We start from the raw sequence: 13,262 nt of genomic DNA on the forward strand, positions 1-13,262 counted from the left end.
ATCATAGTAGAGATATGATCTTAGTCTATTGATTAACAATAATAATCTTAGATACATACTAAGGATATATATAGACTTATAAATGAATATTAGATTAGTTATATGTTCATTTCATAATATTAATAACCTGTTCATTTGAGCACATAGACCCACGATGTCGTGGCGGCAGCCCCATCACCGAATCCACCTTAGCTAAGACAAAATGGGAAATTATCCAGTAAGCTAGAGTTACGTATCTCTCAGCTACTTTGACTTGATTACTGAACCTTTAGAAAACAACTTTTTCTTTTGAATGTTAGATGCAAGAAAATAATGCCTAAAGGTAAAATAAGGGACAATATTATGATAAATATCTTGCTTGAGTCTGTGATCAGATGCCTCCACTGCAACGAAATATTGCTTTAATGAAGATGTTGCAAGAGATAAGACCGCATCCTGTTTAACACAAGGGTTACCATCTTGAATATGCCACTGTGGTTTTTGTAATTTACTTTCAATAAATTCTTTCCACTGGTTATCTAGCTGGAAGATGAAATCTTTACCCCCATAACTTTTATGGTATTGCAAGATAAAAATTACATCTACAACTGGCAACCCATCACTATCTAGCAACCAAACCAAGAAATATCCTTTCAAGCCTTTTAAAATAGCCTTTGAACGATAGATTCGTAAGAAATCAGTGAGGTTTTTAGAGAAAAAATCTAAATTAGTTATGGTCGTACAATAAAACTGAGCACGAGTGATAAAACTGTCTTCTTTAAATAGGTTCTTTACATACTTCTGCGTATTTAAAGTCTGGTTGATGAAGTATGAAATATTCTTATCTACGGTTGGAGAAGTGTTTTTCAGGATTTGATCACTTGGACCATACTCTATTGTTCGAACAGCAAATACTCCCTTTTCATCTCTAAAAACACTTTTTTTCAGAATGTCATTAAAAAATGCCAATTTTTTCAAATTAAGTAAAATACTATGAGCTTCGTCTTGACCAACTATATTTTTACTGATGAGAATCGTATTCCATAAATCACTGTAGAAAAGTTGATTCAGCACCCCACCTCGCATGTTGTTATAAAAATCTATACTTCCAATTGAAACAGTCTTTTGTTTAAAATATTTATATAAAAATAAAAGTTGATTACCTAAACGGGTCACTCTGATTTGATTTTTCTTTTTCGTCGTTGCTGCGACATCAAATCTAAAAAAGGGTTCATTAGAGTGCTTAAGTGAATCGGTAAAAATTTCCAAATACTGCAAAACACGCTTAGCATCTAAATCAAAATTTGGGATATTGATCTCATTAACAAAGACCTTAAGATATTGATGCTTTTGTATTAAGACTTCTGGTAAATGCTCGACTTTCCAAACAGCTTTGGAATCGCTACTATAATTTTGTAGAGCATGATATTGAATCAATTGTTCTTGATCTTTATTGCTCCCTATAAATTGAAGATCAATATTCCATTCATGACTATGTATGTGATTAATCTTTAAAGCATACTGATCCTGAACAATAGGATTTAAACCAATATAGAAATCATATAAGTAATAGTATCCTACGTGCCAATGGCAAAAAGCTTGTAATTTTTCTAGAGTGTCGATTGTACCTGATGTTTTCATACCAGCCACAGAATCTATAGGTATACTCCTATCATGCATTTCTGCAAGGGTATTGGCGATCACTGGTTTTAATTGATTTTCTATAACTTGTTTTGTTATACCAGCTTCCTTTGGATAGACCAAAATACAGCTATAATTCAGACCATATTGCCCATCATCTTCAAGCTTAAAAAACCCTTTTACCAATCGCTGATCATCATGCAAGCTTAATTGAACTCTTTCCAGAATAGGCTTAATATTATTGATGAATCGATCATAACCTACCTCCCCGCGATCATCATTCGGGAAATGAATTTCTATGTTCAACACTTCCAGCAGAGCATAGCGATGAAACAATTTTTCCATCTCTACATAAGCTTTTTCGATATTCAGGATTACTGTATTTTCCCTTGTTTTCCCAGCATGATTAAAGCTGTTATTCATTTCCATAGAAAATGATGATTGCAATAAATCAGAAAGATGCTCCAAAGAAAAATTACCATCCTGATAAATTCGATACTTTTTAAAATATTCTCTCAGAAATTCATAACCGTCATATCGAATTGAATCAACAAGGTTGTTTTGCCGACAAAAAAAGTGATTTATCACATTTTTCTCATCGGAGGAAAATGACTTAAATGCATCAACCCATCCATTTCTACCAACCCAATATTCCAACCTAAGATCGTAAAATTTTTCTATCTCTCGAATTTTTTCTATAAATTTTATCTGTTCAATCGGAAGCGAGTACTGCTCCCATAAACTTTCCCGTACACCCACAAGATGTGTATTATATTTATATCTCAATAATGAAAAAAAAGAATAATCGCTAATAATTTTATTTTTATCTAAAATCATATCAAGATCCATATATTTTATAGTGTATAAATTATAAATAAAAACTATTATTCATGATATAAAAATTATTAATTAAGTACTTAAATCTATTAATTAAGCTTTTATTAAATATAAATCAAAACCAAAGATAGATCGATTTTCAGTCAATTTTTACTATTTCATCTACACGAACTGAAAATATCCCACTTGAATAAAAATTATGAGTCCAAGATATAAAAAATATGTCATTAAAAAATATGGTGCATGAAAGACAGATAACCTTTCTCAACCAAGAAAAATTACTTTCTTTTTACTTTAATTTTTTATATTAATTTATTCACGAATTAAAATTATCTAGACAAGTACTCAAAGCAATGTTTTCTGTACAATAGAGATTTTGAGCTAACTAAATAGCTTAAGACTTTGTTGGGTATACAAGGAACATTTATAAGAATTTCTTATTTAAATTTTAATGATTAGTTATTTTACATGTATGTTTATAAAATTAAAAAATGTATTGAAAGAAAGACCCTATAACAACACCTCACTTTTACAGATTAATATTTAGCCGTTTTATTGGTTTTTTGGTATGTCATTTTACTATTTCACAACAGCAGAGACACTGATCCTCCCATTGCTCCTTAAACGATTTTCAGGAAAATAAACCTCCTGACAAGGCTTGCCTCATAGAGCTAATAATAAACAGCAATTCATTTACACCTAGCATCCTAATCACACTTAGAACATCGACACATCCTAACTCTTATGTCGATGTTTTTTATTTTTATCGACATGACGCCCTATTCATGTTTATGCTATCGACATAACTTATTCTCATGTCGATTTTTTCAATTCGCATCGACATAACAATAAATAATGGAAGAAATACGATGACCCAATGGCAAGCAACTGAACCGTATAACGATCTGCCCCCTTTACCGCCAGAACAGGATGTAGAGACCAAGACAGTACTCAAGTTATGTATTGAAGCTAGAGCAGCCTTGGCTGAATTAAAGCAGGCTGGTGAACTCATTCCGAATCAAACAATCCTAATTAATATCATCCCATTGTTAGAGGCAAAGGACAGTTCTGAAATTGAGAATATTATCACCACAACAGATAAGCTATTCCAACATGCACAAGGCCCTGACGATCAAGCAGATCATGCCACTAAAGAAGCTCTAAGATACAGAACAGCACTATATCAAGGCGTACAGTCCATTCAGGAACGCCCTTTAAATACACGTACCGCTATCGGGATATGTCAGACGATTAAAGGTGTGGATTTGGATATCCGTGCAACTACAGGCACAGCGTTAAAAAATAGCTATACAGGAGCAGTCATCTACACACCACCTGATAGGCAGGAAACGATCCGTAACTTATTATCCAACTTAGATCAGTTCCTACATTACAATGAAGACATAGATCCGTTAATCAAGATGGCAGTGGCTCATTACCAATTTGAAGCGATTCACCCTTTTGTTGACGGTAATGGACGTACAGGGCGGATTCTTAATATTTTGTATTTGATGGATCAACAACTACTGACTTTGCCTATTCTTTATCTGAGTCGTTTTATCATTCAAAATAAAGCTAAATACTACGAACTGCTATTAAGTGTGACTACACAAGAAAATTGGCAAGAATGGATTTTATTCATGCTACAAGCAGTGAAAAATAGTAGTGAGTGGACAATCGCCAAAATCAAAGCAATCCGAAACTTGCATGAACATAGCATCGAATACATTAAAAACCATGCTGAAAAGATTTACTCAAGAGAATTGGTCGATGTGATTTTTGAACAACCCTATTGCCGTATTTCTAACCTAGTCGAAAAAGACATAGCTAAAAGACAGGCTGCATCCACCTATCTAAAAAAATTAGTTGAGTTAGGGGTACTGGAAGAAATCGCTGTCGGCAAAGAAAAATTATTTCTACATCCAAAGTTGTTGCATCTGCTAACGAGTGATGAAAACCAGTTTAGCCTTTACAGTGATCAATAAGCGAAACCTCTGATGTTTTATCTTAATAGCAGTAAAATGAATCAAGGCTTCCATGTTATAGTAAGAACAATAGCTATATAGCTAAAGAAGTACCCTCATACAGTTGGGGGTAAAACTGGGGGTAAAACATAAAAAACGTTTTCTAATTTTAATTAATTATCATACATTTAAATTAAAAAGCTTACTCCCTCTCTCACCGCCAAATTTAATTTCTATGATGTCTCATAGAGTCTTAAAAGCTTAAATCTAAAAGGTTTAGGCTTTTTTGTTGTCTTATGTTTTCTAATTTCCTCTATTAAATCCTGAATTAGTTAGGGGTAAAATAATTTACCCTTATTTTTTACTCCCCAATTTCGATAAAATTAGCTTCAAACCTTAAGTTGAAGGCTATTAAAAAAACATTGATTGATTGGAATTTACTACGATCAATTCGAGTAGAATTGATAAAAAATCAACAATCAAATTAAATTTATCTATTTGCTCAATTTTTCGCTTGTTTTTTAAATTAGATTCTGTAGAATTCTCGCCACGTTGCCGGCATAGCTCAGTTGGTAGAGCAACTGACTTGTAATCAGTAGGTCCACAGTTCGAATCCGTGTGCCGGCACCATCAAATTCAAAAAAGGTTTAAACTTTCAGGTTTAAGCCTTTTTTATTGCCTAGTTTTCACTGCACTAATTTGAATATACCGAACTAAACCATCGTGGTAGAGTTTTCGGCATAGCTTCGCTGTCATTTCGATTTTTATTTGTGCCAAATCAAAACGTTTCTGCTCAGTTGTTCTGTTTTCAATATATGTCGCAAAACCATTTAAAACAGATTCGGAAAAATCTTGAATTTCAACCTCACCATATCCTTGTTCAGATAGGGTTCGCGCGAGTTGTTGCTCATTCATTAAATTTTGCCAATTCACATCAGCACTTTTGAGCAAATAACGGTATTGTTGTTTTTTAAAATTAGAACAATCTCGCCAAGTATCTGACCACATTAAATAATGAAATACTAAATGGCCTTTTGAATTTAAAACTGGAGATACTGAACTGAGAAATGAATTTAATTCACTGTGATATGCCGCATCGACACATAGTACTGCATCAAATGAATTTAAAAGTTTCAGTGCTTTTAAATTTAAAAAAGATTCGCAATAACTATGTATCTCAGGTAATTGTGTTTGAATCCGTTTTACACAATTCGGTTGTAATTCAACCGCACTGAGCTGTTCGATAGAATAGTGATCCATCCAATGTAATAAGCTGGCACCTTGACCACAACCAAGATCTAAAACACGATCATTTTTTTTTAATTGCGCTGAAATTGCAATTTGATCTGCAAGACTTTGGCAGGCCAAACGATAATCATGATGTTGGTCTTGCCAATATCCTAAATTACTCCAAGCAAGTAAAGCATAATCGCCGAGACGTGTTGCATCAATTGCATACTTATGTCCGAAAACTTTTTCAATCCATCCTTGCTTGGGGTTAGGCATTTTTAATAGCCAAGTTCAGGAGCGACATTTACTTTTGGTTTTAGTCCCACAAATGGCACTGAAGCTCCTAAAATTTCAGAGATGTGCATTGCCGAAGTTACCGCTGATTCTAAAATTGGCAAACCATCACACGACCATGAACCACAATAGAACACCTTACGATTTTGTTCCAAATGTCGTTCTTGTATTTTCTTATTCAACGCAACAGTTTCGATATCAACCACTGCCCGAGTAAGGTTAACTTTAGAAATAATTTTCTTTGGATCAATATCAATTACAGGACACCATGTTTGAAATACGGCATTTTTACCGACCAATGAAGGTTCTACAGCATTAATCCACACCGTAAACTGTTGTCGTGTGAATTTACGATCCATCATATAACTGAGTACCGCCCAGTCTTTACGGCGTTGCGGCATCACGATTGGATCGGTATGAATGACTAAATCACCTTGTTCAAATCTAAATTTCTTTAACAAGGCAATATCTTCAGCGAACTGAGGCTGTTTTAAGAAATTTTCAATTGCAGGAGTCGGTGTCGCTATCACGACTCGATCAAACAACTGACTCTCACCTTGTTCATTGGCAACTAAAATTTTATCGCCTTGTTCTTCGACTTTTTGAACAGGTGAGCCACTATGAATTTCAATACCTTCAATCAAACGATTGACTAAAGCTGGTGTACCGCCTTTCATACGAAGTAGCGCTTCACCTTCAGTTAACTGGCGTATAAATTCTAATAATGGTTTTGCTGGCCACTCACCGATGGTTTTAGGATGACACGTGCAAATAGTATAGAGCACAGGCATCACCGTTCCATGCCAAAATACTTCCTCAATATGATATTGATTCATAAACTCAGCCAAGGTGATATCTTGATTGTCTGATTTAAAGAATTGATGCACAGCCGTTTTGAGTTGCAACATCCCTTTGACTAGACGCCAACCATATTGTTGAATGCCTTTGCGATTATTAATAATCGGAAAATTACCAATACGACTACGCGACGTAGTTAACCATGTATCTGTTTTATCTTCAAATAACCAACTGCATGCCATGAAGGTACGCACTGGAAAAGTTTCTATGCCTAAATAACTGGCCAAACTGAGCGTATTTTTCCAAAGTTTAGGGTTCATCACACGTAAAGGTGCATCAATTATGCCACCATCAAAGTCGATACTGTGACTATCCATGCCTCGTCCAGCGAGTGCTTCGAATATCGTTACTTTATGTCCTGCATCATGTAGGATTCTGGCTGAGGCAAGTCCTGCCATTCCACTGCCGATAATTGCAATATCCAAAATTATGTCCCATCAGTTGATGATTTTTCTTGATTATGACTGATAGTTAACTCAAACACCGTATTAAAAAATACCAGATTCAGCATTTAAGTCAGACTTTTGTCGTAACACCCCTGTTCATTTATTGTTACATTTTATCACAACTTGTTTTTCCAGCTTAACTCAATGAAATTATTATATTTAGTATCGTAAATCTAACAATACTATACAGAACATTCTATATTTTTTCATTTTTAGGATGTTAAGGGCTTTGCAAAGTAAAGAAATCGCGCTATTCTGATTACACAACAATGAGAACCGAGTCACATAATAAACTGTATAATAATAAGTGACCTAATATTAAAAAAATCAATAGAGGAACCTTACAGCGAAACCCCATAACTCTAAAGGAGTTATGGGGTTTCTTATATAAATAAATGATTTTTAATGAATTAGTCTTGCATTACACCAAACTTACCACTATTGAAATCATGTACTGCTTCAACAATTTCAGCTTTGCTATTCATTACAAACGGTCCATAACCTTCGATTGGTTCATTTAAAGGCTGACCAGTTAAAATCAGGAATTTACTGTCTTGTTCAGCTTTAACATTAAAGTCAATTTCTTCACGACTTAACACCACCAAACTTGGAGCTTCTATCCGCTGGTTATCATTCAAAATCACCTCACCAGAGAGCACGATCACTAATGTGGTATGTCCTTCAGTCACATAAAATGTGTGGGCCTGACCTGCCACAATTTTGCCATCCCAAACATTGACTGGACTAAACGTTGTAGCTGCACCCGCTGTATCTTGATATTGACCAGCAATCACACGTAATTCACTACCAACATCATCTAAGTCAATGCTTTGAATTTGAGTTGATTCAATTGCTTGATATTTTGCAGGCGTCATTTTTGAATGCGCTGGCAAATTGACCCAGAGTTGAACCATTTCAAACAAACCACCATCATGAGCAAACTCAGGCGAATGAAATTCTTGGTGCAAAATACCACCACCCGCAGTCATCCATTGCACATCACCTGCTTTAATCGTACCACCGCCACCCGCTGAGTCTTTGTGTGTTACTTCACCTTGATAAGCAATTGTAACTGTCTCAAAACCACGATGTGGATGTGTTCCAACGCCATGTTGCGCATTGGTTGGCTCAAAGCGATAAGGCGCTGCATAATCCAACAATAAAAATGGACTAATTGTTTGCCCTAAACGATCATAAGAGAATAAGTTATAAACAGGAAAACCATCGCCAACCCAATGCATGTGTTTGTTTTGGTACACACCAACAACTTTCTTCATTTTGTTTCTCCTCTACGGTAGAAATTCTTTTCTTGAGCTTATTCTACGCTTCGGTAAGCAACACTTATAGAGATGGATTGGCAACACATTATTCTATATATAGGACAATGAAGCATTTTTAATACAACTAAAATCTATAATTTGGCTATCATCCTATTTTTAATATTGTTTATCTCATTTTTTGTACTTCTGACCTTTAAATTTTTTCATTAGCATTATTTCAAATAACACTTCCCATGAAGTAACGATCAATAAATTTTTTCCACAAATCACAAGGATATATTCATGGCTCAAAATTACATTCGCTTAGACAAACACAATGCCGCTGTTTTACTGGTTGATCATCAAACTGGATTGCTTTCTTTGGTTCGCGACATTGATCCAGATAAATTTAAAAATAATGTGTTAGCGCTTGCAGATGCTGCCAAATATTTCAATTTACCAACCATATTAACAACCAGTTTTGAAAATGGCCCGAATGGTCCTTTAGTTACTGAACTTAAAGAAATTTTTCCTGATGCGCCTTATATTGCACGTCCAGGTCAAATTAATGCATGGGACAATGAAGACTTCGTTAAAGCGGTTAAAGCAACTGGCAAAAAACAATTGATTATTGCAGGTGTTGTGACTGAAGTTTGTGTGGCTTTCCCAACGCTATCAGCACTTGCTGAAGAATTTGAAGTTTTTGTAATCACCGATGCTTCAGGTACATTTAATGCGTTAACCCGTGATGCAGCTTGGGATCGCATGTCTCAAGCAGGCGCTCAATTAATGACGTGGTTTGGTATGGCGTGTGAGTTACATCGTGACTGGCGTAATGATATTGAAGGCTTAGGAGCATTATTCTCGAACCACATTCCAGATTATCGCAACTTAATCAACAGCTATAATCAAAACACTGCACAAAAATAAATCGTTCACTGAAGATTAGAAGAGTTAATGCTATTCTAATCTTCATCTGAATATAGGACTAAAGCTGCCTTGATGAACTCATTTGATGATTTTCATTATTTTTATCTTGTGGTGAAACACGGCGGTTTTAGTGCTGCCAGTGAAGCAGAAAGTATCAGTAAATCTAAATTGAGCCGTCGTATTATTGAGCTTGAAAATAAATTTAATGTGAATCTCATCCAACGAACCACACGGCATTTTAAAGTAACTGAACTGGGACAAGAGTTCTATGACGAATGTTGTAAAGTGATTGCTCAAGTTGAATGTGCAGAAAATGTATTACTGAAACAGAAAAGCGAACCACAAGGTTTAGTCAAAATCAGTTGCCCACCATTGATGATGCACTTCCAAATTCGCAAATTATTAAATCAATTTTTAAAAACTTACCCTAAAGTTGAAATTGCCTTGGAGTTGACCAGTCGTCGTGTTGACGTGTTACATGATGATATTGATATTGCAATACGTACCAGTTTTGAACCCAACGAAGACTCTAGTTTAATCATACGCGATGTGATTCAAACTGAACATTGTTTGGTCGCTGCACCTGAACTTTTACAGGGTAAACAAATCACACACTACTCTGAATTATCAGGTTATCCAAGTGTAGCTTTAGGGATTCAAAAAAACCAATATATATGGCATTTATGTGGTGTCAATCATGATGAAACGGTCGATGTGCCTTATTCGCCGCGAGTACGAAGCAACGATTTGGCTGGTGTTTATTATGCTGTCAGTGATGGTTTGGGTATCGCAGATTTGCCCTATTTAACGGTTCAAGCTGACATTGAAAAAGGAAAGCTGATCCATATTTTACCCGAATGGAAGTCTAATCGAGGTACAGTGCAATTAGTCTATGCCTCGCGCAAAGGACAGCGTCTAGTGGTTGAAAAATTGCTTGAAATGCTGATTGAAAATTTAAGACGTTTGCCTGAAAGCCATCACGGCTATAGCCCGACCTAACAAATAAAAAACGATCATGAATGGGCATGATCGTTTTTTATTAAACAGATTTGAGTGTTCAACCACCCAAGATTTACTCAGATAAATCCATACACAAGTACTTCATTTCGAGATATTCATCGATACCAAACTTTGAGCCTTCACGGCCTAAGCCTGATTGTTTAACACCGCCGAATGGCGCAACTTCATTTGAAATTGCTCCCGTGTTAATTCCAACCATGCCGTATTCAAGCGCCTCGCCCACTCGCCATTGACGAGCTGCGCTTTGAGTAAACACATACGCCGCCAAACCAAATTCAGTGTCATTTGCCATTGCCACTGCGTCATCTTCAGTTTTGAAACGGAATAACGGCGCAAGTGGACCAAAGGTTTCCTCTTTTGACACTTTCATATCTTGAGTAACATTGGTGAGTACTGTTGGTTCAAAGAAAGTACCACCTAACACTGAACGCTGACCACCAATACGGACTGTCGCGCCTTTTGCAGTCGCATCAGCAATATGTGACTGAACTTTGGCAATTGCATCTTCATCAATCAATGGACCTTGGGTTGATGTTTCCTGACGACCATCACCGACTTGTAGCTTAGACACAGCTTCGACTAAACGATCTGCCAAAGCATCATAGATACCATCTTGCACATAAATTCGATTCGCACAGACGCAAGTCTGACCACTATTGCGATATTTGCTCGCCATAATGCCCTGAACGGCTTGATCGAGATTGGCATCATCAAACACCAACACAGGTGCATTACCACCCAATTCGAGCGATAGTTTCTTAATCGTCGGCGCACATTGCTGCATTAAAATGCGACCCACTTGGGTTGAACCTGTAAAGCTCAGCTTGCGCACAATATCGCTCTCGCACAGCGTTTTACCGACTTCAATCGCATCACCGCTAATATTTAACAAAATATCGGCAGGCAAACCTGCTTTTAAAGCCAACACTTCTAGTGCATACGCGGTCAAAGGCGTTTGTTCTGCTGGTTTGACCAACATCGAACAACCCGCAGCTATTGCTGGCGCAGCTTTGCGTGTGATCATCGCCGCAGGGAAATTCCACGGCGTAATTGCAGCTGTTACCCCGATCGCTTGTTTAATCACAAGCAAACGTTGGTTTGGCAATGTTGGCGTTAATACCTCACCATCAATACGACGAGCCTGTTCTGCAAACCAACGAATGAATGAAGCAGCATAACCAATCTCACCACGTGCTTCAGCCAATGGTTTACCTTGCTCAGCAGTTAAAATCTGTGCGAGATTTTCTTTATGCTCAAGCATCAATTGATACCATGCCAACAACACATCAGCACGAACTAAAGCAGTTTGCTTTTTCCATGTAGCTTGCGCTTGGGCTGAACGCTGAATCGCTGCTTCAACACCAGCACGGTCATAACTTTTCACCCATGCCAGTATTTCACCTGTCGCAGCATCTTTCACTTCGATATCGTTATGCGCGGCTGGTGCAGCTAGTGAAATATCGGGGTGCTGTAATAAATACTGCAAATCGTTTTGAATCATGCAGATTGCTCCACTGCTTGTGCACTGTCTGCTGTTAATGCTGCAAAACCTTGTTTTAAAATATCGAGACCTTGACGGAATTGCTCAGCAGGAATGGTTAACGGATATAGGAAACGAATGACATTACCGTATTTACCACAAGTGAGAATCAATAAACCATGTTCCATGGCATAACTTTGTACTGCTTTTGCTTGTTCAGCTGTTTCTAGCTCGGCAGCAACCATTGAACCCAAAGCACGAATTTGAGTGACAACATCGCCTGAAGTTTCTTGAATTTCTTTTAAAACAGTAACCAACTCTGCACCCAGCTCATTGGCACGCTCACATAAGTTTTCTTCTTCGATTGCATCAATTACCGCATGAGCAGCAGCAACTGCGATTGGACTACCTGCATAGGTACCTCCCAAACCGCCTGGGTTTGGTGCATCCATCACTTCGGCACGTCCCACTACACCTGAGATTGGGAAGCCTCCACCCAAGCTTTTCGCCATCGTGATTAAATCTGCTTTGGTTTCATAATGATTCATGGCAAATAATTTGCCTGTACGGGCAAAACCAGATTGCACTTCATCAGCGACCAATAAAATACCGTGCTTATCACACAAAGCACGTAAGCGTTTTAAGAATTCGGCAGGTACAACGTTGAAACCGCCTTCACCTTGTACAGGTTCAAGCACAATTGCCGCGACATCATGTGGGGCAATATCTTCGCTAAAAATATCTTCAACACTTTCAATCGCTGCTGCAACTGAAATACCTTTTTCTGGCACAGGATAACGCGCATGGAATACACCTGCAGGCATCACACCAAAGTCACGTTTATAAGGTGCTGTTTTACCTGTCATTGCCATAGTCATAAATGAGCGACCATGGAAACCATTACCAAAAGTAATGATGCCGTGACGACCTGTATATGAACGTGCAATCTTCACTGCATTTTCAACTGCTTCTGCGCCTGTAGTGAAAAATGCTGTTTTCGCTGCACCTGCGATTGGCGCACGCTGATTAATGCGTTCAGCCAAAGCAACATAACTTTCATAAGGTGTCACTTGATAAGCCGTATGGGTAAATTTAGTCAGTTGCTCTGTTACCGCAGCGATCACTTTCGGATGACGATGCCCAGTATTGAGTACTGCAATACCACCTGCAAAATCGATATATTGCTTGCCTTCCTTGTCCCAAATGGTTGCATTTTCGGCTTTTTCTGCATACCACTGACACATCACACCTACGCCACGTGGGGTTGCTTGCTGTTTACGAACATTAAGTGCAGAATGTTGAGTGTCCATTTTATTCCCTCATA

The 13,262-nt window shown here is 37.3% G+C and carries 9 protein-coding genes and 1 tRNA gene; 4 read left to right on the forward strand and 6 right to left on the reverse strand.

Features of this window, described 5'->3' with window-relative positions; all coding sequences use genetic code 11:
• Nucleotides 1-243: 243 nt before the first annotated feature.
• Nucleotides 244-2,457, reverse strand: coding sequence for a hypothetical protein (locus F933_RS07890; RefSeq protein ID WP_005060094.1), 2,214 nt, complete (start codon nucleotides 2,455-2,457; stop codon nucleotides 244-246).
• Nucleotides 2,458-3,326: 869 nt separating this feature from the next.
• On the opposite strand from F933_RS07890, the gene fic reads away from it, so the two are divergent.
• Nucleotides 3,327-4,442, forward strand: coding sequence for a protein adenylyltransferase Fic (gene fic, locus F933_RS07895; protein ID WP_005060096.1), 1,116 nt, complete (start codon nucleotides 3,327-3,329; stop codon nucleotides 4,440-4,442).
• Nucleotides 4,443-4,975: 533 nt separating this feature from the next.
• Nucleotides 4,976-5,051: transfer RNA gene (locus tag F933_RS07900), tRNA-Thr, on the forward strand.
• A gap of 42 nt (nucleotides 5,052-5,093) precedes the next feature.
• Here the strand turns inward: F933_RS07900 and F933_RS07905 are convergent.
• From F933_RS07905 to F933_RS07915, 3 genes are all read right to left on the reverse strand, one after another.
• Complete coding sequence (locus F933_RS07905; RefSeq protein WP_005060097.1) at nucleotides 5,094-5,927, reverse strand: SAM-dependent methyltransferase; 834 nt, start codon at nucleotides 5,925-5,927, stop codon at nucleotides 5,094-5,096.
• A 2-nt stretch (nucleotides 5,928-5,929) separates the two neighbouring features.
• On the reverse strand, nucleotides 5,930-7,228 hold the full coding sequence (locus F933_RS07910; protein WP_005052408.1) for an FAD-dependent oxidoreductase: 1,299 nt from the start codon (nucleotides 7,226-7,228) through the stop codon (nucleotides 5,930-5,932).
• Between the two features lie 431 nt (nucleotides 7,229-7,659).
• On the reverse strand, nucleotides 7,660-8,526 hold the full coding sequence (locus F933_RS07915) for a pirin family protein (RefSeq protein ID WP_005060099.1): 867 nt from the start codon (nucleotides 8,524-8,526) through the stop codon (nucleotides 7,660-7,662).
• Between the two features lie 285 nt (nucleotides 8,527-8,811).
• Here F933_RS07915 and ycaC point away from each other — a divergent pair, with 285 nt between their 5' ends.
• Complete coding sequence (ycaC, locus tag F933_RS07920) at nucleotides 8,812-9,438, forward strand: isochorismate family cysteine hydrolase YcaC (RefSeq protein ID WP_005060101.1); 627 nt, start codon at nucleotides 8,812-8,814, stop codon at nucleotides 9,436-9,438.
• 72 nt (nucleotides 9,439-9,510) lie between these two features.
• Nucleotides 9,511-10,437 carry a LysR substrate-binding domain-containing protein gene (locus F933_RS07925; RefSeq protein ID WP_005060103.1) on the forward strand — a complete coding sequence of 309 codons (927 nt, stop codon included), beginning with the start codon at nucleotides 9,511-9,513 and terminating at the stop codon, nucleotides 10,435-10,437.
• A gap of 73 nt (nucleotides 10,438-10,510) precedes the next feature.
• On the opposite strand, the gene F933_RS07930 is transcribed toward F933_RS07925, so the two are convergent.
• Together F933_RS07930 and gabT are read right to left on the reverse strand one after the other, a co-directional pair.
• Nucleotides 10,511-11,959 (reverse strand): NAD-dependent succinate-semialdehyde dehydrogenase, encoded by a 1,449-nt coding sequence (locus F933_RS07930; protein WP_005060105.1) that lies wholly within the window; start codon nucleotides 11,957-11,959, stop codon nucleotides 10,511-10,513.
• Entirely contained in the window at nucleotides 11,956-13,248 is a 1,293-nt protein-coding gene (gene gabT, locus F933_RS07935) for a 4-aminobutyrate--2-oxoglutarate transaminase (protein ID WP_005060107.1), read from the reverse strand. The genes F933_RS07930 and gabT overlap by 4 nt, the downstream gene beginning before the upstream one ends.
• Nucleotides 13,249-13,262 lie beyond the last annotated feature (14 nt).

The organism is Acinetobacter beijerinckii CIP 110307, assembly GCF_000369005.1.
In the GTDB taxonomy this organism is placed as follows: domain Bacteria; phylum Pseudomonadota; class Gammaproteobacteria; order Pseudomonadales; family Moraxellaceae; genus Acinetobacter; species Acinetobacter beijerinckii.